Below are 23,215 nucleotides of genomic sequence, written 5' to 3' on the forward strand. Positions count from 1 at the left end.
AAATATTTTTAACTTTCTAGAATCCAATAATATCTCAGTGGTATAAATGTCTACGGTTGTAAGAGAGTTCAAGTCTGTTGGCGAACTAATTAAATTCGTTGATGAGCAGATTAATACGCATAGAACACTACTAGCCGACTTCCTACGAAGATTAGAAGATGTGAGGGTTAGGGCTGAACAAGAGAGAAAGCTAAAAGACCTGTTGAAGAGCCTAGGCGTAGCTGAGATCAGGAAGTCTACTGTCATAGACTTGAAAGAATCCAAGATAATAATAGACCCGTCATCGGAGGAGGAGAGCAAGGTCATAGAGGAAGTAGTCGAGAGATTAAATAGGAGTATTCAAACGCTCCAGTCTATTAGGAAAAGCCTAGACCCGTTAGCGAACCTCGATATTGAAGCGAAGATAACAGTTGTATTAAAAGACGGCGTGCCTTCGAGCATACTGTTAAAGCTATCAAGCTAATAGCTATTGTATTACTAAAACATTTTTAATCTCCTACCGTAGGCTTCTATTACATGGTGGATTTACATGGGTGTATTCGATAAAATAGGTCCTGGCGAGAAAGCCCCGGAGATAGTTAATGTTGTAGTAGAGATCCCGATGAATAGTGGTATTAAATACGAGATCGATAAAGAGACAGGCTTGTTAACAGTTGATAGAGTGCTGTTTACATCAATGGTTTACCCCTTTAACTATGGTTTTATCCCGGGTACTCTCGAAGAAGACGGGGATCCTGTAGACGTATTAATTATAATGAACGATCCTATTCTGCCCGGGTCAGTTATTAGAGTACGTCCTATTGGAGCTCTCGAAACCGAAGATGAGAAAGGCAGAGATATCAAAATAATTGCTGTACCATACGAGAAAATAGATGCTAGATTCGAAAACGTGAAAGATATAGACGATATCCCGGTACCCCTCAAGGAGAGGATAGCGCACTTCTTCGAGCATTATAAAGAGCTCGAGAAAGGTAAGTGGGTAAAGGTTTTAGGTTGGAAGAAGCGAGAGGAGGCTTTGAACAGGATTAGGGATGCTATTGATAGAGCTAAAAGGATGAAATAGGTCAGCTCGGCTCTTTGTCAACATCGATAACTGTTTAGCTCCGCAGTTTGTCATCATCAACCATGTTTATTAAACATGGCTCTATATATAGATTCTCACTATTTTTATTACATGCTTTAACTCTTTCTGGAATAACCTAGGTCTCTTAGAATTTTTTCGATCTCCCTATGATACCTATGCCTGCTGAATGCTAGGCTCCTCGTTCTAGAATTTCGGCTGAGTCTATCCCATGTTTCCTTGTTTTTTGCGAGCAGCTCAATATTCCTAATAAGCTCTTCGATAGACGTATACGGTAAAGCTATGTTTTCATTCTCGTTGGCAATGTCTATCCAGGCCCCGCTATACTTTGGGACTATTGGAGGGGTTCCTGCAGACATTGCTTCTACTATTGAAATACCGAAGTGCTCCATCGGGGTTAAATGTACGTATATTAGAGATGTCTTAAATAGTTCCACGAGCTCTCTCCTCGGTAGGTTTACTTTAATACTTATCACGTCTTCGAGAGACCCCCTCCTAATTTCTCTAATAAACTTGTCGAGATACCATCCATTGTACTCGGATAAAGAACCGGCTATAACTATTTTAAAGCCTAGTCTCCGTTTCTTTATTAAACTTGCTAGTTCAAGAGCCTGATCGAGGTTTTTCTCTGGTGAGAACCTTGAGACAATCAATATATTGGGCTCTCTCTCATTATAAGGTAATGGTTGTTCAGTTATTATATCGTCTAAATTAACAGGAGGGTATATTACTATAGGCTTAATACCGTAAATACTATGGAAAAACCACGCTGTCAAAGACGAGTTAGCAATAAAGACCTTAGTTGTTTTAATAAATAATGGAAAGAGGACATTATTCAGCAATGCATAGATATTTCCTATGGTCCTAGCGAAACCTTTTAGAGCAGGGTAGGAGGCATCCACGTCTAGGAAAGAGGGGTAGTGTAGGTATATGATATGACTCTTACCAGAGAGCACATCCCCACTTGTATTCACGACAATATCCGGTTCGTCTGGAGGATAGCCTAGGCCTATATTAACAGTCTCGTCGCGGGGTAAGCCATAGAATTCTATCAACTGGCCCAGCTTGTCTGGAGATCTTACAGTTATAGAATCCAAGTAGACTTCAAATCCCGCTTTCCTCAAGGCTATAGCGGTCTCGATAGATACGTACTCGGAGCCTCCAGGACCCATGAGTAGAGAGCTTATCATATGATGTCTAACTAATGCTAGCAAATCGAGAGACCTCTAGAGGCATTATTAGAGTCGGATAGCCCTTTCTAACAAGCTCCCTGGCTAGTTGAAAGGGTTCACCATTCCTAGAGCCATCTACTACAACCATTTTTGGATCAGCTATTTCAACATAGCTGATGAGCTCGTCGAAATCGGCGTGGTCGCTCAACGCTACAACCCAGGTGTGTTCGTCGACCTTTCTACTAGGGTTCTTAAACTCCCACCCTGTGAGAATAATGTTTAATGAGCTCCCGTCTATCCTCCTAAACCTAGCCTGGTGGAAGTGTTCGAATCTTATATATTGATCGGAATCAATCTTCTCACCGTGGCTATAGTAGTTTCCTATGTAGACACCGTATTGTTCGAGGACTTTAGTACTCTTATAGACTCTCTCAGGCATTGTAAAAGGTGCCTCTATACCATTTCTCCTAAGAATATACATTGCTTCCTGCAGTTTTCCATGGTACCCGTATATAATAACTCTACCGTATTTTCTCAAACCATACCTTACCAAATCAACTAGTACTTCTTCAACAATATCCTTGAAAGGTCTCACGTAACTAGGTGAGCCGTAGGTGGATTCTATTATAAGGACATCGAGGTCTTTCATAATCTTAGTCCTCCCCCCTAGTTTAATATCGCCAGTGTACCCTACTCTGTACCCGTCTACTTCTACTAAGACCTGGGCGGAGCCGAATATGTGCTCGTTCTCGATAAGCGAGAGTGTAGAATTATTGTAATAAAATTTCTCACCATAGTTTAACGGTTTTTTCTTAGCTCTAAAAATATCGATGCTCTCATCACTTAGGTAGTCGAGGACTTCAATCATGTCTAGTGTTAATGGTGTTCCTATAATATAGTTCGAGGCTATAACGCTCTTGCCTAGACCGATTAGATGGTCGCTGTGAATATGTGTTACAACACGTATAGGCTTATTATCGAAACCGTCTATTGCGTAGTATTTTCCTACTACAATAGCTTTCGTATTATTATCTATCCTAACATTTGCTAGAACCCATTTCACAAGGCCTTCGTTGGTATTAGACAACTATGATACCCCTTTGACGTTTACGAGGTTCCTCCACCTCTTCGACAACGGGTCGTATATTACCTGGTTATCTTCTCTTAATTTCTGGAAGAGGATAAAACCTTTATCTCCAAGCAGCTTTCTTATCTCGTCTTCATTGTTCGTAGTAATTTTGTCGAATAGAGCATCTTTAAACTTATTCCAAAACTCTGGGTCTACAGCTATTCTCTCTTTAGACGTTACTATTATTACAGCGCCTTCCCTCTCTAGGTAATTGAAGAACGCCTCCCTATTGATTTTCATAGGGAGCGTGCTCTCGAATACAACTTTATCCTCCTTCAGTCTCTCGATACCAGTCTTCTTTGTTTTTCTACTCGCTCTCTCTTCCTCAGCTCTCTGGCTGGTTCTCAACTGCTCTATTATCTCTTGGATACTCTCAACCCTCTCATAGAGATCTGCTACCTGCCTTCTCAAGGACTCGATTAGCTGCATGTGTTTGTTTATCTCATCCTGGACAATCCTAGATATTTTCGTTTTTATGGTATCTTCTAAAACCGTTTTTTCAAAGCCTGAGACCCTATCCCTCAAGACTTTTATTACAAAATCCGATAAAGAGCTAAAGCCTTCCCTGCTAGATAAATCTACAAGCGCTTTGTACAAATCCTCGTCTAAATATAATGTGAGAGGCCTCTTCCTCTTTTCGCTCAAACCTTAAACCTCCTCAATAGATACTTATTAAACTAGCCTTATAACAGAAGTGGCTATTATGAAGGTTAAGTTCAGCGATGCCCATATGCATCTAAACCCTGTAAAAGGGATGGGTGCTGCAAGAGTATCCGATAGGCTGGTGAAAGAAGGATTCTGGTTTATAGCACTAGTATCTCTACCGCCATACCACTATGGTTTCGAATATATCGGTATAGAATCATACGAGAAAGCACTGGAAATATTGGTCAGGGAGGCTAGACATCTCAGGGAGAAAGGGCTGAGAGTGAGTGTTTTCGCAGGCTTCCACCCTGCCGAAATAGACGAGTACGAGAAGAAAGGTATTAATATTAGAGAAATATACGAGCTAGCGGAGAAAGTGCTTAGCCTAATAGAGAAGAAGATTAGAGAAGGGGAAATAGATGGTATCGGCGAAGTCGGAAGGCAGCACTATGGGACATCATATTCAAGGATCTCGCTTTCAGAGCTGATTATGATCAAATCCATGGAGCTAGCCAAGGATTTAAATGTACCAGTCCACCTCCACCTCGACCAATCTGGGTGGTCTCTCTGCAGGCTTGTCTCTAAAATCGCTGAACTAGTTGGAGTCAGGAAAGAACTCCTCCTTATCCATCACGCGAGTAAATCTACAGCGATTTCGTGTACTGGAGAAAGCCTATATGTATCAATACCAGTCAAGAACCTACAGGAGTATATAGTAGATATAAAAGCTAGGGCTCTGGTAGAATCCGATTTCATAGATGATAACACAAGGCCTGGTGTAGCAGCCTACCCGTGGGAGATACCGAGGATCGCAAGGAGCCTTGTTAATTCAGGTGTTTTAGACGAGGACACCCTGTATAAGATAATGGTTGATAACATAGTTGAATTTTACCGTGTAGAATCTCCTTAACTATCTGTTCCAAGCCCGTTCGTAGACACTTCTTCGATATATAATTTTGTATACTCGCATAAATCAAGCCCTTTCAATAAGATCTCCCTAGCCTTCTCATAACTATCCACTAGGGCATCCAGGCAGTTTACGAACTTTATTCTTATCTTCCTAGCCCCTCCCTGCGGATCGCCCACGTGGCTCGCCTTTTATTATTTCGCCTCTCCCGTAGTCTATTAAGATTTAAACCCTATTATTAGCGATAGGGATTTAGAATAAATTGTCTTGAAAACACTTAGAACCCGTGTGTGAATCTGTTTGAGAACATGCGATATCTGCGGTATGAAAGAAGGAAGATATAAGTGTCCTGTGTGTGGCAGGTTCGTCTGCGAGGATGATTTTGATTTCGAGAAGAATATGTGTATTGCGTGTGCTTCCGCTAGGTGCGAGATATGTGGTAAGAACCTGGCAATAGGGTATTGTAGAATATGTGGTAGGATAGGGTGTGAGGAATGCCTTGTTGAAGAATCGCCTGTCTCATATATTTGTATCGATTGTGCTAGAAAATTCGGCATCGGTATTAAACCGAGGAAGTACAGGTTGGGAGTCTAAAGCACTTTTTCTTAGATATACAATAGTAGGTTCCTCTGCTCCTCATAAGATGAGCTCTGAACTCTGAATTAGCATTAGATAGTTATATAGTCTGGTAGAATATGTTAGGAGAAGAGGTTGTCGGAATGAATAGGAAGCGGAGTGGCAAGCTAAGATGGGACGAGTTACGTCCCCTACTCGGTAAACTGCCTCTAGAAGACCCGGATCTCGTGAAAGGCCCTTCGGTAGGGGAAGACGCTGCTTTCATAAGGTTTAAAGACGGCTTTCTCGTCGTACATAGCGATCCGATTACAACTGCTTATTGGAGGATTGGCTGGTATGCGATACATATTGCGGCAAACGATATAGCTGTAAGAGGGGTGTCTCCGAGATACTTCCTGCCCGTTGTATTATTGAGTCCAAATATGAGTAGTAGAGAAATTGAATCAATATTTGAAGACATGGGTAAGGCTGCGAGAGAGCTATCAGGCGTTATTGTAGGCGGGCACACCGAGTTCACCCCGTACTTAGACAGGCCTATTATAGTAGTTACAGCTATCGGGTATTCTACTGGCAGGCTTATTTCGACCTCGGATGCCAGGCCCGGGGATCTAGTATTAGTAGTGGGAAGGGTTGGAGGTGAGGGTGCTAGTATTATAGCATGGGATTTCGGCGAAACACTCGTAAACCAGGGTGTTGAGAAAGCAGTTATTGAGAAAGCCCGCTCTTTTATCTCGGATATAAGCGTGGTTAAAACAGCACTAAGCATCACCCCGTATGTAAACTCGATGCATGATGTCACAGAAGGTGGCGTTCTCCAGGCTATTAGAGAGATCGCTCTAGCAAGTGGTGTCGACATAGAGATCGATTTAAGGAAGATAAATATCGAAAACATAGTTAGTGAGCTGACTAGGAGATTTGGGCTAGACCCGTTAAAACTCCTAAGCAGTGGCTGCTTGATCGCGTCTATTCCCTCATCTCATGCCGAACGGGTAGCAGATATACTGGATCGTCTAGGAGTTACCTACAGCTTCGTAGGCAGGGTATTAGAAAATTCTGATAACCCAAGGGTCATTCTTAGAGAAAACGGTAGTCTAGTAGGCGTAGTCGAACAAGATATTGTAGATGAGATTTATAAGCTCTACACGTAATACGAGCTGAAGAGTGATGAATATGGCTGGCTTAATAGATCTCATCGACGAAGCAATAAAGTTGTTGAATTCGGTAAGCAAGGGGATCGATGATAATATAATGTCTAGGTCTAAAGAGGTAGATGCTAGAATTATATCGGTGGCAGCGAACCTGAATAGTTCGTTTAAAGAGATAGCATCGTTCCTTACAGGGTTGAGAGATAAAGCATCTAAGATCTCTCAGGAGGCTTCTGGATTAGTACTCTCTGAAAACACGTATCTAACCAACTACGGGGACCGGTTCATATTGATAAAGATTAAACCAAGGCATGCTATAGTCTCCTACGATAGAGCTAGTTCGAGCTTTTTGGTTGAAGTTGGTTCGAATAAGATAATTATAGGAGGTTCTAGGATTGAGGTTAAATCTAAGGGTGTAAATATAGTATTTAACCCTAGTCAGCTAGAAGAGTACGAGTCCAGATTCAGCGAGCTTAAACTAGCTAGTAGAATAATACAGAATAATATCTCCGAATGCGTAAGTATTTTAGCGCAAAAAATAAGATAGAAAACGTACTCTAGGGTGAAGCCCCAGCTTTACCAGGCTCTGCCTCTGGGACGCTGACAGTCTTTGGTAGCTCAGCAAACCTCTCTTTAACCTTCTGTTCAGCAATTATCTTGGCTTCTTCGAAGATCTTCCTTGCCTCGCTGTCTAAGCCGCTGTCTATGTCTGCAGACAAGTCGACTATTGAGCTTCCCATAGCGGTCTCTAGTTCTCTAACAGCATACTGGAGGTCGATCCATATGTCCGGGGCTACGCTCCTGAGTATTCCCAGAGCCTGCTTCATGACGCCGATTACAGGCCCAACCTCGTTTATTGCGCCACCGTATATCAGGAATGTTTCTAGTTTCAACGCGGCATGTTCTAGCGCGTACTGTACTGTGAGTAGCTGTTTCGCAACCTTCCTTATCTCAGCTACTTCTTTCGCATAGATCTTCGCTCTTTTCTCATCTCTCTTCATTAATGCTTCGACAACATTATTGAATAGTTCCCTGTCCCTCTCGTTTAGTTTCTCCACGTAGTTGTTTATCCTCGATATAGCTGTCTTAAGCCTATACTGTGCCATTATTGCTTTTTTCTCAAGCGGCTCCTTATCAGGGTTGAACCACTTCTTAATTTTTTCACCTATGGACTCAGTCTCTTTATTCCAGTTCCAGTTAGTCCCCATCTCATCCACCAAGCCATTTACTACATCCAGGGGGTTTACCTTTTAAAGAAAGGGTCTTCTAGACGCTAATCTTTATTAAATACCGGGGGTTGCAGTAATACGAGGTGTTGTTAGTGGAGGATATGCTAAAATCCTATATAACATGTAGAAAAGACTGCTCTCTTAGAAACCTCGAAGCACTAGCTATGTGGGGTCTAGCTGTTAAAGCCTGCTCTGTTGACTGTGAGGGAATGAGAAAATTTAAAAGGATCAGACTAGAGCTGTTTGATGGAAGCATTATCGAATCTAAATGCTTCTTGGATGAAGAGATTGCTCAGAGCCTAAGGATTATAAACACTTATATAGGGTTCGCAAGGCAGAATAAGGCTTTAGAAAATATAAAGATCGTTGAATAAATTATTTAATTGTGATGAATGGTATTACCTGCGATTAGATGAGCGGACCCCCCGGCTGATTAGTATGGAAGGCGGCTGGGTCCTGGTTTTAACTACTACATCTACGTACGAAGAGGCTGAAAAGATCGCTCGGCACCTCCTGGAGAACAAAGCTGTAGCATGCGTGAATATTGTAAAGAGTGTTAGAAGCTTGTACTGGTGGAAGGGTTCGATCGAGTCTTCCGAGGAGAGTCTTTTAATAATCAAGACAAGGCTGGAGAAATTGGTTGAAGTCGAAAACCTTATTAAAAGACTTCACTCATATGAGGTTCCAGAGATAATAGTATTGCCAGTCATAGCTGGCAGTAAAGAGTACCTGGAATGGCTTAATAAATCGGTAGAAACGGTATAGGTCGCTCTAAATGGATGGTTTCACGATAACGCTGACTCAGTCGGGATCTAGTGGAGCAAACGGGATAAGCCTGATTGAGGTAATTATTGCAGTATCAATCCTCGTATTATCCGGTTACAGGATAATTAGGGTACTCAGGTTGTGGAGAAAACATGGTAAAGGGTCTCTCTGCTAGCCAATTGGGTTACAGGTTCTTCAAAGCTCTTTGAAGTGCTTCGCAGAATTTTAATCCAGTACCAACCGATAAAGGTATGTTCTCGCCTACAAGTGTTTTTATACTATCTAATGAATCCTTAGGTACGATACTGATCAAATCTCCAGCAAGATCGTAGTAAAGCCCTCCTGATCTAAAAACGATTTGTTTTACGTGGAAGCTAATAGTTTCGGCAATACACACAGCGTCCATCGGGGACGAGAGCTCTTCCAAACCAGTCTTTATACGCGTATAGATAGGCATGTAGATTACGGTGTACTCGTCTTCGGGTGAGTTATCGTAGTAGAATACGGCACCCTTCTTGATCATATGCCAGGCTGTTAGCCCTGCTATTAAAGGCTTGGGGTTAACAATAGAGACAATGCTATGCCTTATACCTGCTTCGCTCAATTTTCTATGAAGGAACTCGTGGATATCCTCTGTATATGTGTTCGAAAACCATAATAGTGTCGATCTACTATAGGCAATTACACTACCGCACTCGTCTCTAACAACCTCCATGACCTGCCTTGCTAAGTATTGCGTATCGATATTACCGTCTTTTTTCAATATTAATGTTATCCTAGGCATTGTTTTCTCCTACTCGGTAACAAGTAGGCAATCTTTAATTCCTTGAATCTCGAATAGTATAATAAACTTATCCAGACGAACATGGGTGTATAATAGCTTATGGATATCAGGATAGACCCCTGGGATTACAAGATTATCCAAGAGTATGATAAACTCTTTACTGTTTTCGGTATTCAAAGCATTGATAGCATACCTTACAAAGACCTGTTAAAACACCATTTCTTTACTAGAAGAATAGTATTTGGTCATAGGGATTTCGATAAATGGTTGAATGCCCTCAGGAGAGGAGATAAGGTGATCGTTTTAACTGGTTTCATGCCATCTGGAGTGCCCCATCTGGGTACGGCGATGGTATTCGAGGAATTAAAGTTCTTCCAGGAAATCGGGGCCTCCGTAAAAATTGTAATAGCGGATGCTGAAGCATATGCTGTCAGGCGTGAAGATAGGGGTTCGACGATAAAGCATGGAATCGAATTCATTAAACACGCTATCGCATGGGGGATCGACCCCAATAAATCGGAGTTCTACTTCCAGACAGCTATGAAAGAGTCTTACTATAGGCTTATCCAAATGTTCTCCAGGAAGGTTACAGCCGCTGAGATGGAGGCTATATACGGCGACCTTACGCCAGCGAAAATTATGGCTGCTTTAACGCAGGTAGCCGATATACTGCACCCCCAACTAGAAGAATTCGGAGGATACAAGCACGTTCTCGTCCCGGTCGGAGTAGACCAAGATCCGCACTTGAGGTTTGCTAGAGATATAGCGGATAGGTTTAGTGAAGAACTAGGGTTTGAAAGACCTTCTTCAACATACCATAAACTTCTAAGAGGTTTAGACGGGAACAAAATGAGTAAGAGCAGACCTGACTACGCTATCTTCCTGAACGACGACGAGAACGTTGTAAGAAAGAAGGTGATGATGGCTCTAACAGGTGGGAGAGCTACTGCCGAAGAGCAGCGTAGACTAGGCGGAGAACCATGGAAATGCATGATTCACGAACTATACGTCTACTTCATGCTTAATGATGAAGACGTAAGGAAGATTACGGAAGAATGCGTAACCGGGAGAATACTGTGTGGAGAATGCAAGAGGATAGCCGTAGAACTTCTTGTAGGAAAATTAAAAGAGCATAAGAAGAAGTATGAGGAGGTTGAGAGAACCTTTAACATAGAAAAAATTGTTAAAATACCAGCTTTCTAGATGTATAGGTAGGAAAAATGATTAAATATCTACATAGCTTTCAACAATACTATTTTAGACGGGTCTTTAATCCTGACAGCTAGCGAAGTTATAGCACGAAATGCTTGATACCCGTCTTCAGGCCCTATATATTCTATACTCCCGTTACTACCGTAGACGATATCAACCACGTTATTCTGGGTTGATAAGAGGATACACTCGTCTACTGGGATAAGCGGGTGGACTACGACATCGTCGACCAATTGCCTCACTCTATCTAGGTCAGATATCCCTAGCCTCTCGCTAACGGATAGCAATTTAACGAATCTCGAGGGGTTCAGTATGAGGATAATCGGCTTCCTAGCACCTTTCTTAACCAGTTCTGAAACACCCTGGGCTATATCGCGTACGGATTCTCCTGGGGCATCCCACGGCCCGATTTTAATAACTGAGCCGGCGTTTGACGATAGTGTCTCAATAATAAACCTCTCTTCTTCAGCCACTATTTGAGAGATAGCATTGTATGCTTCAGTCATCTCGGGCAGAACATTGAATTTCTTATGGTATTCTATATCCTTCTGGCTTATCCTGAATCGCGCCGATATATCGGTTAGACGCTCGATCCTCCTCTCTACTTTTCCATCTCTTATGGTTTCTACAGGGACGGATTCTGTGCCTGGACCTAAATTAAGCGTCTTAATCTTTTTACTCAGTATCCTCTGGTCTTCTAGGAACGCTCTTAGGTTGTCACTAACCAATTTAATAAATGAATCGAGCGCACTATCATCGTCTCCCTTTTTCCCAGTTTTCTCACCCACTCTTAGACCTGTAAGCGACTCTACTTCCTCGCCTCCTTTAACCAGCTCTTCAACCTGCTTGGGATCGTATGATTTCAGTAACGCTAGGAATTCTCCAACATGTGTCTTCTCCTCATTAGCTACGTCTTCGAATACCTTCTTCACTTTCTCGTCATCGGTTGACCTAGCGATCTGAAGGTAGAGGTTGATAGCATCTAGTTCGGCGATTATCGCTAGTCTAATAGCATCGACTAGTTCTTCACCAGTAAGTTTCTTCCCGGGAGATATATCGAGAGGGTGTTTGCTTAACACTTTCCACTTACCCAGTTATAACTATTGTCGTTTAATAAATTAATATTTTTCTTTTTCATAGAGGTATAAAATAGCTTATCGTAGCTCTCAACGTATTTTCTCTAGGAAACCCAATACTGCCCTAGCAGGGTCCTCGCTCCTAGTGATTGCCCCTCCAACTATTATTACATCGGGTTCTGCCTGGAGCACGGTATCCAGACTCTCTAGTTTAATCCCCCCGGCTACGCCGAATTTCCCCCCGGTCTCCTTCTTGAACCTGTAGGCTTCTCTAAGTAGCCCTACTGCTGAAACACCGCGTGCCTTCTGGACATCGACTCCTATATGGAAATACACTAGGTCAGCGCCCATCTCATATACCTCGACACCTCTGGTAAAAGGGTCTTTAACATTAATCAAGTCTACTATAATAGTCTTCTTCAGACTCCTAGCAATCTCGATACTTTTCTGTATAGTGTAATCGTCTGAGAGGCCTAGGACTGTAGCTGCATCTGCATTATTCGCGAAAGCTTCACCTATCTCTAATTCAGCAGCATCTATAGTCTTAGTATCGGCTACTACAAAAGACCCCGTAGCTTCTTTCAGGAGCTTCACAGATATATAGCCCCAGTTCTTAATCAACGGTGTCCCCGCTTCAAACCATATCCTCTCGTCTCTCACATATTTCACTATAGCGAGAGCGGTCTCGATAGCTTTGGTCAAACTAGTGTAGTCTAGGGCTATCTGCAGGTAGACCAAGTAGACACCATTTTTATATTCTTAATACGCAACATTTTAATCTGGTGTTTCATCGTGGATATGGATATTGTGGGCTATGCGAAGAGAGTTGTTGAAGAAGAACTATCAAGTATATTTAGGGAAGTCGAATCCAATGTTTCCACTTATTCTAACAGATTAAGCGATATCGCTTGGATTATAAGAGATTTTACTATGAGAGGAGGTAAGAGGCTTAGAGCAGCCCTCGTACTACTAGGTTACTGGAGTAGTAAGTGGGGCGGGGAAATCAGCGATACGGTTAGTAAGGTAATGGCTTCTATAGAACTCCTCCAGAGCTACCTCTTAGTCCACGACGATATAATGGATAGAGACGAGATTAGGAGAGGGGGTCCAACCGTATTCGCATGGTTTAGGGATAGGTGCCACAGTAGCGGCATGCTCGGCGACTGCTACCACTATGGTGTATCACAGGCTATTACAGCCGGGGATCTATTAGAAGCCCTAGCGGTAAGATACCTCTCGCAAGCATCGAGAAAAATAGCCTACGACCTGCTTCAGAAATATACTGAGGGATTGTTCAAAGTCGCTTTAGGTCAATACCTAGACGTCTACTATTCGAGGTTGCCGTTAAGGGAGGTTAGGGAGGAAGATATAATCCTTGTCTACAAGCTGAAGACGGCATCGTACACCGTTGAATTACCACTCCATCTCGGCGCTATAGCCTCGGAGTCGGCTAGCAAGAGGCTTCTCGATGAGCTTTCATCGTATGCTATCCCAGCTGGAATAGCTTTCCAGATAAGGGACGATATAATTGGATTATTCGGTAAACCAGAGATAACGGGCAAACCAGCTGGTAGCGATGTATTACAGAGAAAGAAGACCATACTGATAACAAAAGCATTCGAGCAGTCGAATAGTAGTGACCGGGCTTTCCTCGAAGAAATATATGATAGCTCCCGGGATATAACAGGGGATGATGTAGAACGGGTTAAAAAAATAGTGGTTGAATCAGGGGCTTTAGACTATAGTCTTAAACTAATCGATAACTACGTGGGCGAAGCCGAGAACGCTCTCTCTAATATGCGTGAGGTATCTCCTGGAGCGAGGAATCTCCTCGGCGAACTATTGAAGAAGCTGGCTTATAGAGAGTATTGATAACTACTTCTAAGATATTATTCGTGTTCCTTATCTTTGTTTAGAAGCTTGTATACTTCTTCGGGCCTGAGGGTCGGTGTCTTAGCAAACAGGTATCCGATATATGCTATTGAAGCGAGGATCAATGTGATAATAACGTATACAGTAAAGTAAAATACTTTAGCAAGTATGTCCCGAGGTGCGAAAAACAATACGTAAGTATAGAATAAGAATAATAAGATTGATAAAACGATCATTGCCCAACCTTGTATCATTCTTTTATTCAAAACGATCAACCCCGTGTTTTTAGTTGGAGATTAATACCTGGAAATTAATAAGTGTTTATCGTAGTAGAGATGAAATAAATGGGAAGGAAGAAGGGTAGTATTGAGGAAGCTTTAAAGAGGGTTTTCTACTCGGGGCATAGGGACAAGTATGTGGTTTACGTATTAAACAGGACGCCTCTAGGCGTAGGCGTTAAACCTATTCACGTGAAAGACATCGATGATATAAGAGGAGGCTATATCTATGTGAAAAACGATGTAATACCCTACCACAGGGTTGTTGAAATAAGGGATATTAACGGGAATATTATATTTGCTAGGAAAAAAACAAGCGGCTAGATCCAGCCTCTGAGTTTCATAGCTTTAACAACTCTATCGACTGCTATAGCATAAGCAGCTATCCTCATCGGGTAGTTCCTATACTTCTTCTCCCACTCGTCGAAGACTTTATTAAAGTTACTTGACATTATCTTATCTAATCTCGCAAGCGCTTCCTCGTCTGTCAGCCAGCAACCCATCCTGTTATGGCTCCACTCGATCCAGCTCATGACAACCCCTCCTGCGTTCGCTAGGATATCGGGCACTATTATCACGTCTTTCTTATGCAGTATTTCCTCTGCTTCCGGAGTAGTAGGTCCATTAGCTCCTTCAACGATGAGTTTAGCTTTTATACTATTCGCGTTCTCCCTAGTTATAACGTTTTCTACAGCAGCTGGGACAATAATGTCTACGGGGAGTTCGAAGAGTGCTCTATCATTCGTATATACTTTAACATCCCCCTTCTTGTAATTCACTACTTTACCAGTCGCCTCCTTAACTTTTAAAACTTCGTTGATATCCAGGCCTTTAGGATCGTATATAACCCCGCTCGTATCGCTGACAGCTACTACAGTCGCCCCCCACTCGTAGAGGTATTTGGCAGCATAACTACCTACATTTCCAAAACCGTGGACTGCGACAGTCTTCCCCTGGAGTCCACCCAGCCACTTCTTGGCTGCTTCTCTCACTCCTAGCGCTACACCATAGCCTGTTGAAACAGTTCTAGCTGTTAACCCTCCTAGTTCAGGCGGCTTAGCTGTTACCACACCCCACGCATTGTATCCTACGATCCTACTATATTCGTCGAAGTACCATGCCATTGTCTGTGGGTTTGTATAAACATCCGGGGCGGGAATGTCTACGTCCGGACCTACTTCCTTAGATATCGCAGCGAAATACTTCCTGCTAAGCTCCTCGAGCTCTCTCTGAGACAGGTTCTTTGGATTAACTCTTACAGCGCCTTTGCCACCCCCGTAAGGTATCCCTGCTAGGGCGTTTTTCCAAGTCATCCACATGGATAAAGCTACTGTTTCTCCGGCTGTAGCATTCTCACTATACCTTATACCTCCTTTATAAGGCCCTAGAGCACTATTGTGTTGGCTTCTCCAGCCTATATACGTCTCTATTCGACCATTATCTCTTTTTACAACGATTTTAACTTGAACCAGCTTCTCGGGATGTCTAAGAACTTCAACGATATCATCAGGCAATCCCAGGATAGAAGCAGATTGCTTCAACTGCTGGACAGCCTGCTGGTATACAGGGTCGTTCTCATATAGAGTTGATATGCTCATACATATCCACCCTAAGACCGATTAAAATGTATTTACATATAAAAGTCTTACGTATTTGTATAATATCAGACCTCACACGGTTCTTCATAAGATAGATTCCGAACCGAAGTCGTTCATCATCACGATTTATTATTACCCGGTAGAATTTTTAAATTAATGGTGGATGGTGTTTGAAACCGGCTTTAATAATCGTAGATATGGTTAATGAATTCGTTAAAGGCAGGCTCCGTAGCCCTCAGGCTGAGAAGATAATCCCTGTAATCGCAAAACTCGTTTCTAGAGCAAGAGAATGTAGAGTACCCGTTATCCATGTAGTAGATAGGCACCTACCTTTCGACCACGAGTTTAGAGTATGGGGGTCCCATTCGCTAGCTGGAACCTGGGATTCGGAGATCATAGACGAGTTAAAACCGGGAAGGGACGAGTACGTGTTCCCCAAGAGATTCTACAGTGGCTTCAGAGACACGGGCTTGGATCTCGCGTTGAGAGACCTGGGTATAGATACACTGTTTGTAACAGGCATTCATACACATATATGCGTCTTGCACACTGTTGCCGACGCATTCTACTACGGGTACAAAGTTTTCCTAGTCGCAGACGGCGTAGCAGCATTCAGTGATAGAGACCACTCATATGCCTTAGAATACATGAAGAACGTGTATGGGGCTGAATTGATCGATTCAAGTAAGGCTATCGAATTAATATGTGGTCGGGGATGAAACAACTCTCATGCGAAGACCTCCTCGAAATAGAGAGACTTTTACTAGAGGGATTTGTTGGAAAAAATATTGATGAAGTACTTCCAGTTGTTTCACTCTACCTGAGAGATAAAATAGGGAGGATTTCGATTGCTAAAAAGCTTGGCTTGCCTGAGAGGAGTGTTAGGAATATAGTTGATACTATGAAAAAGTTCGACGAGCACAAGATTAGTGTGTTAGAATCGCTACTTAATAAAATAAATTATTCAGTTATAATCCACGGAAAGATTAATGCAACAGTCTATTCAGGGCTCGATAAGAATCTCTTAGAGAATATTACGAAGAGGATCGTATTATTCAGGGATCTTCTAATAATACGGCTCCAAGACCTCGCCAGGCTATATCTAATAGGTGTAAAAATTGATAAACTCGTATTCCCTGGAGTACCAGGGGATATCATAAGTAGAGAGATATTGGATCTAGATAGGGAGGTACCGGCTAATTCCCTCGTAGTTGTTTGGTCGGGTAGTTACCAGTCTATTAGGGATGATTTCCTGGTAATGGCTAGCTTACTAGCCTTCTGCAGGCAGCTGTTACAGAGCTAGTTTGTTTTCAAAATATAGGACTGCCTAGTCCAGGGATAGTTTGCTAATCATAATCGGGTATAAGAACTGTTCTACCTCCTTTGTTCATCAACCTTATGTTTGTGCCGAAGATTTTTCCAATTTTTTCAACTAGATTTTCAATATCTTCTCTCGCACTGTCAGCTGCTACAAACCCGTTGAACAAGACAACAATCCTGTCACACATATTAGAAGCGAATAGTAAATCATGTGTTGAAACAATCGTGAGAATATTCCTAGACAGGCTCTTAATTAAGGCGCCTACCTTAGCCTTATTTTTTAAATCCAGATGAGTATCCGGCTCGTCGAGGAGGAGCACTATAGGCTCTTTAACTAGGCTCATAGCTATCAGCACGAGCTGCAACTCCCCCGAGCTAAGCTCGTCTAGAAACCTGTCGTAATACTCAGAAACTCCTAGAGCAGAACTTATTTTATCAACCACTTCGAAATCCCTTTTAGTGTAAAAGAAAGTTTTAGACCTCGGATATCTCGCCGCGAGCAGAGCATCCCTGACTCTAACCCTGAGAGCCGAAGGCTCGATATCTGATACGTATGAAACATACTTGTAAAATTCTTTTTTATCTATACGTTGATCGCTTGAATCGATATATATGGTGCCAGTATAATCTACGAGGTTAGCTATCGCTCTAAGCAGAGTGCTTTTCCCAGCACCGTTAGGGCCTATGACGCAGTTAGTTTGTCTATCCTCGAAATACAATTCGTCGATGGAGAGGGTAAACCCAGAAGCATATCTGACAATAAGGTCTCTTATCCAAACCCTAGTCACTTAAACCCCCTAGCCCTCTTGGCTAAAACCCCTAGGAAGAAACCTCCGCCTATTGCTGAGACGATTGCTCCTGCGGGAACCTCACCTACTGATGCTACAAGTATCTTCCTAGAGAAAAGGTCTGCTGATAAGAGTAGTACTCCTGCTATAATCGAGGATGTTAAAAGCACTAATCTATTATCACCTGTTCTTAATAACGCCCTTGAAAGATTGGGGGTTGCTAGCCCGATGAAGCCTATAGTTCCGAAGAAGCCTACGATAATACTTGCCAGACCTCCTCCTATTATGCTTCCCAAGAGCCTTAGCTTGTATGGGTCTACTCCTAGTTGTTTCGCGAAGATATCGCCTAGGAGGAGTACGTTCAGTTTCTTGGCTAGATACAGGTAGCTGGCTGAGGCGACGATAAGTAGGACTATTAATACACTCATATATTCTTTCAGAGGGGTTGTGAAAGAACCCATTAACAGAGAATATGCGTAGGGAAACTTCTGGATAATAAAATAGGATAAGATGAAAGACAGGCCCGAAAACAGGCTAGTAACACCTACCCCTGCGAGCACGTATGACACTTCTCTCCCTCCAAGATATTTCGCGATGGATACTGTAAGACAAAGCCCGGTTAAACCCCCTACAAGGCTTGCTAGAATTGTTTGCGTATAGTTTACGCTGTTTGTTAAGGCAATAGCTAGGTAGGTTGCGAACAAGGATGCTGAACCAACCCCTAGAATGTAGTGGTCTACTAGAGGGTTTCTTAGAACAGTCTGCAGAATACTGCCCGAGTAGCCGAGAATGAACCCTGCCAAGAACGCGTAGGTATCTCTATAAAACCTGTATTCAAATAAGACTCTGTTCTCAATATTTTTAAAGTCTATAGTGTAGACTACGTAGGCAAAAAACGATAAAATAACAATATTGAGTAATAGGGTTTCAAAGTAGAAAAAGATATCTCTATTACCCAGTATATTCTTCAACGTCTCGACCTTATAAACCAGCCTGCCACAATGCCAACGATTAGTGAAATAAGAGCAGAGACTGTTGTAATAATATTACTGTACCATGGTAGAGCTTCTACTGTAATAGTAGAGGTCTCGGTTCTAGTCTCGGTAATGGTTGAAGTAATAGTGTGAGTCACCACCTGTGGTGTCTGGGTCGTTGAAGATATTCCTATAACATTAGCTAGGATATTAGATAATACTTCTGGCGAGTAGCTGATTATAGGTGAAGGCCTGCTTAGTATATCGGTTTCTGTATTATTAAGTAAAACGATCTTTGCCCCAACCTTATCTAACCCGGCTTTCTCAATATCTGATTGTAAAATACCCATGCTAGCAACTAATATAACGCTAGGCTTCCACGAAATAATTTCTTCTAAGCCTACGGAAGCCCACCCATAGACCTGGGCTGCATTAGTTAACCCTAGGCGGGAAATTAGGTCGTTGAAGAACGTAGACCTGCCTGCGACCCATATCCCCTGGTATATTCCGACCACGTAGAGGATTCTTGTCCCAGCGTATTTCTCGAGCAACATTCTCCCCGAGTCTATGGCTTTCTCAATGGAGTTGATAAGGGCTGTAGCATCATTCACTTTGTTGAAGATGACTCCCACAGTGTAGATATCCGAGTAAATATCTTCTACGCTTGTAGCTGAACCACCTTTCAGATATACTACTGTCAGATTGTATTCTTCAAACGTTTTTAAAAGGGGCTTGTGGGCTCCGGCATCAGCTAGAACCAAGTCGGGTTTTAGCGAGATGATTTTTTCAATGCTTATAGCACTCCACCAGTATCCGCCAACATCCGTGACATTATTCTGCTTGAATACTGCTGAAGCATTTAGATACCAGTCGTTGTACGATATCGAATCTACTCCAATAATACTATTGTTTAAACCAAGACTGAGCAGGATTTCAGTTATCGAAGGCGAGAGTGAAACCACCCTGCTAGGAATATACGTTATATTCACTATCCTGCCTAAGGCATCGGTAATCGTCACCGGTGTGCTGTTAGCTAGTATTGTTTGATCCACGTATACTGCCGTGGAGAGTATAAGTAGAATCAATAGGATTATGTGCTTGGACATTTCGTCCAACACCCTTGACTCTATTAGTTACAAACGTGTGCTTTTAAATTTGATGCAGGATCTGTCAACGCGCTAACCTAGTGTATAAATCTAGTGGAAGGTTGCAATTGTACCTAAGGCTTTCTACCTCCATGAAATGTAGCGATGCGGGTATTATTAGAGAATGTGGGATAGGGGGATACTCGTAGTCTCGTAGGCGGGGCAGTAGGTCGGCTATTATAAATTCATCTTTTAAGCCAAGCCTAGCTAACCCTACCCCAATCTTGTCACTTAGGACCCCCCTAGTATCATGTGATAGTAAGACTTCTACGGCTTCCGGTATCGTCATCCACTTCCTCTCCTCTAGCTGAATATCGAGGAGGATTAGCGTGTGAAGCCCGCGTTCAAGATTATCGTATACAACGTTGATAACGTAGTCTACCGACGAGGAATCATAGTACGTAAGAGTTACTGTTCTACCAAGCTTGTAGAAGTGGAGGCCTGTCCGGCTGAAAGCTAGCGTCGAAATCGAAAGCCCGTTGATAAGTTTAACTTTAATACCGTTCTTAAGGGCTTCAACCCTTAAGGCTTCATGTGTTGTAGCAATAATAGGATCCCCTGGCACTAGGATAGCTACGTTCAAATCTTTTGCTTCTTCAAGGATCCTCCTAATACCCTCGCCTTCCAGATCCTTTCTTTTAGCGAGCCTGAAATCCCGCCCTATAATCTCTCTCAGCCTGTCTAACCCTTCGTAGTAGTTAGTATACGTATCGAAATACAGTATATCAGCATTCCTAGCCTCATTCAAAGCTTCAATAGAGATATCTTCAGGCTTCATCCCGACTCCGATCAATAATAACATCGTCTCCCCCGGTTACTTTCTTCCACGCTTTCACCATGTAATATATAAGAACAGCATTGTACAAGACTGTTAATACTGTTGAAGAATACGGCATCGCGTTATAGAAGCTCCTAAATAGGAAGTATGTTGTCGGGCTAGATTTCAGTATAGATACTAGCGGCGTGAGCGGGTTCCCGTATCCGTAGCTGGAATAAAATATTCCCTCGGCAGGCTCCCAGCTCGCGTCTTCTACTATGAAAATATCTCCCCCTGCGATAGTAGCAGCAAATATGGTTAGAAACGGGTATATCAACAGACTGAATATCGGTAGTGAAATAAATAATCTCTTGAGTGTTAAAGCCTCTCTACCCCCAGCCCTAGCACACCATGCGGCGAGGAGCGGGGTCAACCAGGTAAGGTAGTTTAGTCCCCCGACTTTGTTAAATACAAGCATCCCTGCGATTAACAGTATGTAATAATATATTGCATTGCTTCTTGTGATACTGTTTTTGTATAGAGAGACGATAAAAACAATAACGAATGAAAGGAAAGGTATTACCCACAACCATGACAGAAACCGCGGTAGCTGTTGTATGTTGAACTGGGATAGGTAGAGAGGTATGGCCCATAGACTTAGGTCCTGGGGGAACCTCGACTCATGGAATAATAGGCTTTTATATACGAAATTAGTTGGGTCGAGGACCAAAAACGGGGCCGATAAAACTACTATAGGTGCGAGGAAGTACAGTAGTGATGAACGCAGAGCCTTTTCAAATCCCTCGGTCTTCCACATGTACATAAACGGAATTAGCGCTGTAAAGGCGAAAACCTGTTTCATAAGTGTAGCGAGTGAAGCAAATAGAATGCTAATTCTAGGCTTATCTTCTTCGATGTAGATCATTGAGAGAAGGATGAATAAAGCTACGAGCAGGTCGACCTGGAACCCAACTAGCGTACTATAAGCTGCGATATTTATCAACCATAGGAAGCCAGCTCTTGGCCCGTATTTTCTCCTTAAGAAAAAGTATATTAGGTTGAAGCTTAGAATGTAAGGTATTTTGTCTATAGCAACTACCACAGGGTTAGACGGAGACTCTCCTAGATGGAGATATGATGATATAGAATTACCGATCCAGTGAAAGAAAACGAAAACGTATACTGTAAGTGGGAAGTAAGCCGTCTTTAAAGCCTTGGAATATACTTGCGCCAGCCCTTCTCTAGACGCTATATCATACCATTGGACGAAATACCTGTAATCATAGTACGCTACTACGAACGGGGCTGAAACAGCTATGAAAATATTTGCTATAATTAGCGGGATCCAGCTTTCGACAAGCCCTGTAAATATTTTATTTATCATCCTACTCATTAAGTATCCCTGAGCAGGTTGGTATAAAACCAATACTATGTAAGTAAAAAATAAGTAAAAAATAGTTGTGGTGACAGATTTGGAGAATAACATCAAACAGGGCATTGTTTTTATGAAGGCTGGAGGTAGTTTTATAACATTTAAAGATAGACCGTTCTCTCTGAATTTCAAGGCTTTATCGTCGCTAGTTGAAATATTGAAAGGTGCAGACGGTGGGAAAAGAATAATATTAGGGAACGGCGGCGGGAGTTTCGCTCATACAACAGTCTCATTACTGAAAGGGCGTGTTAGCGATAGGACTATGCTTGCTATGTGTCAGGGCACGACGAGACTGTTAAACAAGATTCTGGTCGATTATTTAATCGATAATAGTATTCTAGCTGTCTCTATACAGACGAGCTCGATTATATATGAGGACGGGGGTAGTTTAATAGCGAACCCGAGACCTGTTAAAATGGCTCTAGAAAAGAATCTTATCCCAGTAGTCTACGGCGAGTGCGTATTCTCAGATAGAGGATACAGGGTTGTATCCACTGAGGAAGTCTTCGAGCTCATAGCAGGGGAGATACAGCCTTCGATCTTTATTTTCCTAATGGATGTAGACGGAATATATACGTGTAATCCTGTTGAATGCGGTAACGCGGAACTAATTGATAGGGTTGATAAAAACAATTTTGAAAGAGTAATGAGTATTCTAGCGAATAGCAAAAATAGAGATGTTACAGGGGGCATTTTCAAAAAACTTGAGAGCGCGGTGAGACTTTCCCGCATATTCAAGGTACCAGTAGTGTTAATGAGCGGTTTCAGAGTAGGAGAGGTTGTAAAAGTATTAAACGGCGACGTGAACAGAGTAGCGGGTACGGTCGTAGACATGTCTACTTGAATCCCCAATAGACCGTGCCAGGTCTTTAGTAGCTTACCCGATACCGCACGGTTTTAAACAAGGTATATTGCGAGCGTATTATTTGACAAATCAGTAAACACCTGCCTTTTCCTAGATAGGATGATACAGGTTAGTTTCCTAGTTACCACAATATAGTCTACGAGGCTTTCCCCAGGCGTTATAATTGACAAATACTCTTCGAATCCCAAATCAACCCTTCTCAGGAGATATCTCCCTAACTCGAGTTCGTCACTGCAGCCTTTTGCATCCTGTCTCGGCATGAGCTCTCCGTGTTCTATGTAAATATATTTCTTCTTTTCCCCATCTATTATAAAATAGTCTACCGCGTTCTCGAATATTATAGCCCTGGTTCTCACCTCGATACTATAGCCTCCTTCGATCCTGATATTATCGTTTTCAACGCTCGCGTAGAGGCCTCCACTACCCCAGTTAATACAGTATCTCTTTATTACCCCCACCAGTCGC

At 42.5% G+C, this 23,215-nt stretch carries 31 protein-coding genes; 15 read left to right on the plus strand and 16 right to left on the minus strand.

Translation table 11 applies throughout. From position 1 onward, the window contains the following. Positions 1-46 precede the first annotated feature (46 nt). Together ACSU1N_RS05195 and ppa are read left to right on the plus strand one after the other, a co-directional pair. On the plus strand, positions 47-463 hold the full coding sequence (locus ACSU1N_RS05195) for a hypothetical protein (RefSeq protein WP_440059184.1): 417 nt from the start codon (positions 47-49) through the stop codon (positions 461-463). Between the two features lie 66 nt (positions 464-529). Beyond that, on the plus strand, positions 530-1,063 hold the full coding sequence (gene ppa, locus ACSU1N_RS05200; protein WP_440059185.1) for an inorganic diphosphatase: 534 nt from the start codon (positions 530-532) through the stop codon (positions 1,061-1,063). Positions 1,064-1,179: 116 nt separating this feature from the next. On the opposite strand, the gene ACSU1N_RS05205 is transcribed toward ppa, so the two are convergent. The 3 genes from ACSU1N_RS05205 to ACSU1N_RS05215 are packed head-to-tail and all read right to left on the minus strand — an operon-like array spanning position 1,180 to position 4,027. Continuing rightward, positions 1,180-2,295 (minus strand): glycosyltransferase family 4 protein, encoded by a 1,116-nt coding sequence (locus ACSU1N_RS05205; protein WP_440059186.1) that lies wholly within the window; start codon positions 2,293-2,295, stop codon positions 1,180-1,182. Next, entirely contained in the window at positions 2,279-3,340 is a 1,062-nt protein-coding gene (locus ACSU1N_RS05210; RefSeq protein WP_440059187.1) for an MBL fold metallo-hydrolase, read from the minus strand. Before ACSU1N_RS05210 ends, ACSU1N_RS05205 begins: the two co-directional genes overlap by 17 nt. Continuing rightward, entirely contained in the window at positions 3,341-4,027 is a 687-nt protein-coding gene (locus ACSU1N_RS05215; RefSeq protein WP_440059188.1) for a CopG family transcriptional regulator, read from the minus strand. A 58-nt stretch (positions 4,028-4,085) separates the two neighbouring features. Between ACSU1N_RS05215 and ACSU1N_RS05220 the strand changes: the two genes are divergently transcribed. Continuing rightward, on the plus strand, positions 4,086-4,937 hold the full coding sequence (locus ACSU1N_RS05220; protein WP_440059189.1) for a TatD family hydrolase: 852 nt from the start codon (positions 4,086-4,088) through the stop codon (positions 4,935-4,937). Here ACSU1N_RS05220 and ACSU1N_RS05225 read toward each other — a convergent pair. Beyond that, complete coding sequence (locus ACSU1N_RS05225; protein WP_440059190.1) at positions 4,934-5,113, minus strand: hypothetical protein; 180 nt, start codon at positions 5,111-5,113, stop codon at positions 4,934-4,936. The two genes, ACSU1N_RS05220 and ACSU1N_RS05225, sit on opposite strands and share 4 nt — an antisense overlap. 121 nt (positions 5,114-5,234) lie before the next feature. Between ACSU1N_RS05225 and ACSU1N_RS05230 the strand changes: the two genes are divergently transcribed. From ACSU1N_RS05230 to ACSU1N_RS05240, 3 genes are all read left to right on the plus strand, one after another. Further along, a complete protein-coding gene (locus ACSU1N_RS05230) occupies positions 5,235-5,528 on the plus strand; it encodes a hypothetical protein (protein ID WP_440059191.1) in 294 nt (97 codons plus the stop codon). Positions 5,529-5,629: 101 nt separating this feature from the next. Then, positions 5,630-6,658, plus strand: coding sequence for an AIR synthase family protein (locus ACSU1N_RS05235; protein WP_440059192.1), 1,029 nt, complete (start codon positions 5,630-5,632; stop codon positions 6,656-6,658). Positions 6,659-6,680: 22 nt separating this feature from the next. Continuing rightward, positions 6,681-7,202, plus strand: coding sequence for a hypothetical protein (locus tag ACSU1N_RS05240; RefSeq protein WP_440059193.1), 522 nt, complete (start codon positions 6,681-6,683; stop codon positions 7,200-7,202). A gap of 10 nt (positions 7,203-7,212) precedes the next feature. Here ACSU1N_RS05240 and ACSU1N_RS05245 read toward each other — a convergent pair whose 3' ends face one another. Next, positions 7,213-7,863 (minus strand): Snf7 family protein, encoded by a 651-nt coding sequence (locus tag ACSU1N_RS05245; protein WP_440059194.1) that lies wholly within the window; start codon positions 7,861-7,863, stop codon positions 7,213-7,215. A 122-nt stretch (positions 7,864-7,985) separates the two neighbouring features. Here ACSU1N_RS05245 and ACSU1N_RS05250 point away from each other — a divergent pair, with 122 nt between their 5' ends. From ACSU1N_RS05250 to ACSU1N_RS05260, 3 genes are all read left to right on the plus strand, one after another. Beyond that, positions 7,986-8,258: a hypothetical protein gene (locus tag ACSU1N_RS05250; RefSeq protein WP_440060286.1), complete on the plus strand. Its 273-nt coding sequence runs from the start codon at positions 7,986-7,988 to the stop codon at positions 8,256-8,258. 64 nt (positions 8,259-8,322) lie between these two features. Then, on the plus strand, positions 8,323-8,649 hold the full coding sequence (cutA, locus tag ACSU1N_RS05255) for a divalent-cation tolerance protein CutA (protein WP_440059195.1): 327 nt from the start codon (positions 8,323-8,325) through the stop codon (positions 8,647-8,649). 10 nt (positions 8,650-8,659) lie between these two features. Further along, positions 8,660-8,824 (plus strand): hypothetical protein, encoded by a 165-nt coding sequence (locus ACSU1N_RS05260; protein ID WP_440059196.1) that lies wholly within the window; start codon positions 8,660-8,662, stop codon positions 8,822-8,824. Between the two features lie 9 nt (positions 8,825-8,833). Here the strand turns inward: ACSU1N_RS05260 and ACSU1N_RS05265 are convergent, their stop codons facing one another. Then, entirely contained in the window at positions 8,834-9,433 is a 600-nt protein-coding gene (locus ACSU1N_RS05265) for a hypothetical protein (protein ID WP_440059197.1), read from the minus strand. 99 nt (positions 9,434-9,532) lie between these two features. Between ACSU1N_RS05265 and ACSU1N_RS05270 the strand changes: the two genes are divergently transcribed. Next, on the plus strand, positions 9,533-10,636 hold the full coding sequence (locus ACSU1N_RS05270) for a tryptophan--tRNA ligase (protein WP_440059198.1): 1,104 nt from the start codon (positions 9,533-9,535) through the stop codon (positions 10,634-10,636). 29 nt (positions 10,637-10,665) lie between these two features. On the opposite strand, the gene ACSU1N_RS05275 is transcribed toward ACSU1N_RS05270, so the two are convergent. Further along, a complete protein-coding gene (locus ACSU1N_RS05275; protein ID WP_440059199.1) occupies positions 10,666-11,724 on the minus strand; it encodes an encapsulin in 1,059 nt (352 codons plus the stop codon). 87 nt (positions 11,725-11,811) lie between these two features. Then, complete coding sequence (locus tag ACSU1N_RS05280) at positions 11,812-12,459, minus strand: orotidine 5'-phosphate decarboxylase / HUMPS family protein (protein ID WP_440059200.1); 648 nt, start codon at positions 12,457-12,459, stop codon at positions 11,812-11,814. Positions 12,460-12,519: 60 nt separating this feature from the next. Between ACSU1N_RS05280 and ACSU1N_RS05285 the strand changes: the two genes are divergently transcribed. After that, on the plus strand, positions 12,520-13,593 hold the full coding sequence (locus ACSU1N_RS05285; RefSeq protein WP_440060287.1) for a polyprenyl synthetase family protein: 1,074 nt from the start codon (positions 12,520-12,522) through the stop codon (positions 13,591-13,593). A 17-nt stretch (positions 13,594-13,610) separates the two neighbouring features. On the opposite strand, the gene ACSU1N_RS05290 is transcribed toward ACSU1N_RS05285, so the two are convergent. After that, the gene (locus ACSU1N_RS05290) at positions 13,611-13,859 is read right to left on the minus strand and encodes a hypothetical protein (protein ID WP_440059201.1); all 249 of its coding nucleotides are present in this window, start codon (positions 13,857-13,859) and stop codon (positions 13,611-13,613) included. Positions 13,860-13,937: 78 nt separating this feature from the next. Between ACSU1N_RS05290 and ACSU1N_RS05295 the strand changes: the two genes are divergently transcribed. Further along, positions 13,938-14,195 carry a DUF504 domain-containing protein gene (locus tag ACSU1N_RS05295; RefSeq protein ID WP_440059202.1) on the plus strand — a complete coding sequence of 86 codons (258 nt, stop codon included), beginning with the start codon at positions 13,938-13,940 and terminating at the stop codon, positions 14,193-14,195. Here the strand turns inward: ACSU1N_RS05295 and ACSU1N_RS05300 are convergent. Continuing rightward, on the minus strand, positions 14,192-15,469 hold the full coding sequence (locus tag ACSU1N_RS05300) for a Glu/Leu/Phe/Val family dehydrogenase (protein ID WP_440059203.1): 1,278 nt from the start codon (positions 15,467-15,469) through the stop codon (positions 14,192-14,194). The genes ACSU1N_RS05295 and ACSU1N_RS05300 overlap by 4 nt on opposite strands. A 170-nt stretch (positions 15,470-15,639) precedes the next feature. Between ACSU1N_RS05300 and ACSU1N_RS05305 the strand changes: the two genes are divergently transcribed. Further along, entirely contained in the window at positions 15,640-16,188 is a 549-nt protein-coding gene (locus tag ACSU1N_RS05305) for a cysteine hydrolase family protein (RefSeq protein WP_440059204.1), read from the plus strand. Beyond that, positions 16,185-16,772, plus strand: coding sequence for a hypothetical protein (locus ACSU1N_RS05310; RefSeq protein WP_440059205.1), 588 nt, complete (start codon positions 16,185-16,187; stop codon positions 16,770-16,772). Before ACSU1N_RS05305 ends, ACSU1N_RS05310 begins: the two co-directional genes overlap by 4 nt. 43 nt (positions 16,773-16,815) lie before the next feature. Here ACSU1N_RS05310 and ACSU1N_RS05315 read toward each other — a convergent pair whose 3' ends face one another. From ACSU1N_RS05315 to ACSU1N_RS05335, 5 genes are all read right to left on the minus strand, one after another. Next, complete coding sequence (locus tag ACSU1N_RS05315) at positions 16,816-17,577, minus strand: ABC transporter ATP-binding protein (RefSeq protein ID WP_440059206.1); 762 nt, start codon at positions 17,575-17,577, stop codon at positions 16,816-16,818. Then, complete coding sequence (locus ACSU1N_RS05320; RefSeq protein ID WP_440059207.1) at positions 17,574-18,548, minus strand: FecCD family ABC transporter permease; 975 nt, start codon at positions 18,546-18,548, stop codon at positions 17,574-17,576. The genes ACSU1N_RS05315 and ACSU1N_RS05320 overlap by 4 nt, the downstream gene beginning before the upstream one ends. Then, positions 18,545-19,657 (minus strand): ABC transporter substrate-binding protein, encoded by a 1,113-nt coding sequence (locus ACSU1N_RS05325; protein ID WP_440059208.1) that lies wholly within the window; start codon positions 19,655-19,657, stop codon positions 18,545-18,547. The genes ACSU1N_RS05320 and ACSU1N_RS05325 overlap by 4 nt, the downstream gene beginning before the upstream one ends. Positions 19,658-19,721: 64 nt before the next feature. Further along, the gene (gene dph5, locus ACSU1N_RS05330) at positions 19,722-20,498 is read right to left on the minus strand and encodes a diphthine synthase (protein WP_440059209.1); all 777 of its coding nucleotides are present in this window, start codon (positions 20,496-20,498) and stop codon (positions 19,722-19,724) included. Then, positions 20,464-21,846, minus strand: a complete 1,383-nt coding sequence (locus ACSU1N_RS05335; protein WP_440059210.1) for a hypothetical protein — start codon at positions 21,844-21,846, stop codon at positions 20,464-20,466. Before ACSU1N_RS05335 ends, dph5 begins: the two co-directional genes overlap by 35 nt. A 79-nt stretch (positions 21,847-21,925) precedes the next feature. Here ACSU1N_RS05335 and ACSU1N_RS05340 point away from each other — a divergent pair, with 79 nt between their 5' ends. Continuing rightward, a complete protein-coding gene (locus tag ACSU1N_RS05340) occupies positions 21,926-22,729 on the plus strand; it encodes an isopentenyl phosphate kinase (RefSeq protein ID WP_440059211.1) in 804 nt (267 codons plus the stop codon). A gap of 53 nt (positions 22,730-22,782) precedes the next feature. Here the strand turns inward: ACSU1N_RS05340 and ACSU1N_RS05345 are convergent, their stop codons facing one another. Continuing rightward, positions 22,783-23,208, minus strand: coding sequence for a hypothetical protein (locus ACSU1N_RS05345; protein ID WP_440059212.1), 426 nt, complete (start codon positions 23,206-23,208; stop codon positions 22,783-22,785). Positions 23,209-23,215: the final 7 nt, after the last annotated feature.

This window comes from Thermogladius sp. 4427co (genome assembly GCF_051933805.1).
Lineage (GTDB): Archaea > Thermoproteota > Thermoprotei_A > Sulfolobales > Desulfurococcaceae > Thermogladius.

Excerpts from the sequence above, each read along its gene's own strand:
- ACSU1N_RS05195 (WP_440059184.1), top strand. The coding sequence starts at position 47 with ATGTCTACGGTTGTAAGAGAGTTCAAGTCTGTTGGCGAACTAATTAAA.
- ppa (WP_440059185.1), top strand. The coding sequence starts at position 530 with ATGGGTGTATTCGATAAAATAGGTCCTGGCGAGAAAGCCCCGGAGATA.
- ACSU1N_RS05220 (WP_440059189.1), top strand. The coding sequence starts at position 4,086 with ATGAAGGTTAAGTTCAGCGATGCCCATATGCATCTAAACCCTGTAAAA.
- ACSU1N_RS05235 (WP_440059192.1), top strand. The coding sequence starts at position 5,630 with ATGTTAGGAGAAGAGGTTGTCGGAATGAATAGGAAGCGGAGTGGCAAG.
- ACSU1N_RS05240 (WP_440059193.1), top strand. The coding sequence starts at position 6,681 with ATGGCTGGCTTAATAGATCTCATCGACGAAGCAATAAAGTTGTTGAAT.
- ACSU1N_RS05245 (WP_440059194.1), bottom strand. The coding sequence starts at position 7,863 with ATGGGGACTAACTGGAACTGGAATAAAGAGACTGAGTCCATAGGTGAA.
- ACSU1N_RS05250 (WP_440060286.1), top strand. The coding sequence starts at position 7,986 with ATGCTAAAATCCTATATAACATGTAGAAAAGACTGCTCTCTTAGAAAC.
- cutA (WP_440059195.1), top strand. The coding sequence starts at position 8,323 with ATGGAAGGCGGCTGGGTCCTGGTTTTAACTACTACATCTACGTACGAA.
- ACSU1N_RS05260 (WP_440059196.1), top strand. The coding sequence starts at position 8,660 with ATGGATGGTTTCACGATAACGCTGACTCAGTCGGGATCTAGTGGAGCA.
- ACSU1N_RS05265 (WP_440059197.1), bottom strand. The coding sequence starts at position 9,433 with ATGCCTAGGATAACATTAATATTGAAAAAAGACGGTAATATCGATACG.
- ACSU1N_RS05270 (WP_440059198.1), top strand. The coding sequence starts at position 9,533 with ATGGATATCAGGATAGACCCCTGGGATTACAAGATTATCCAAGAGTAT.
- ACSU1N_RS05285 (WP_440060287.1), top strand. The coding sequence starts at position 12,520 with ATGGATATTGTGGGCTATGCGAAGAGAGTTGTTGAAGAAGAACTATCA.
- ACSU1N_RS05295 (WP_440059202.1), top strand. The coding sequence starts at position 13,938 with ATGGGAAGGAAGAAGGGTAGTATTGAGGAAGCTTTAAAGAGGGTTTTC.
- ACSU1N_RS05300 (WP_440059203.1), bottom strand. The coding sequence starts at position 15,469 with ATGAGCATATCAACTCTATATGAGAACGACCCTGTATACCAGCAGGCT.
- ACSU1N_RS05310 (WP_440059205.1), top strand. The coding sequence starts at position 16,185 with ATGAAACAACTCTCATGCGAAGACCTCCTCGAAATAGAGAGACTTTTA.
- ACSU1N_RS05325 (WP_440059208.1), bottom strand. The coding sequence starts at position 19,657 with ATGTCCAAGCACATAATCCTATTGATTCTACTTATACTCTCCACGGCA.
- dph5 (WP_440059209.1), bottom strand. The coding sequence starts at position 20,498 with ATGTTATTATTGATCGGAGTCGGGATGAAGCCTGAAGATATCTCTATT.
- ACSU1N_RS05335 (WP_440059210.1), bottom strand. The coding sequence starts at position 21,846 with ATGAGTAGGATGATAAATAAAATATTTACAGGGCTTGTCGAAAGCTGG.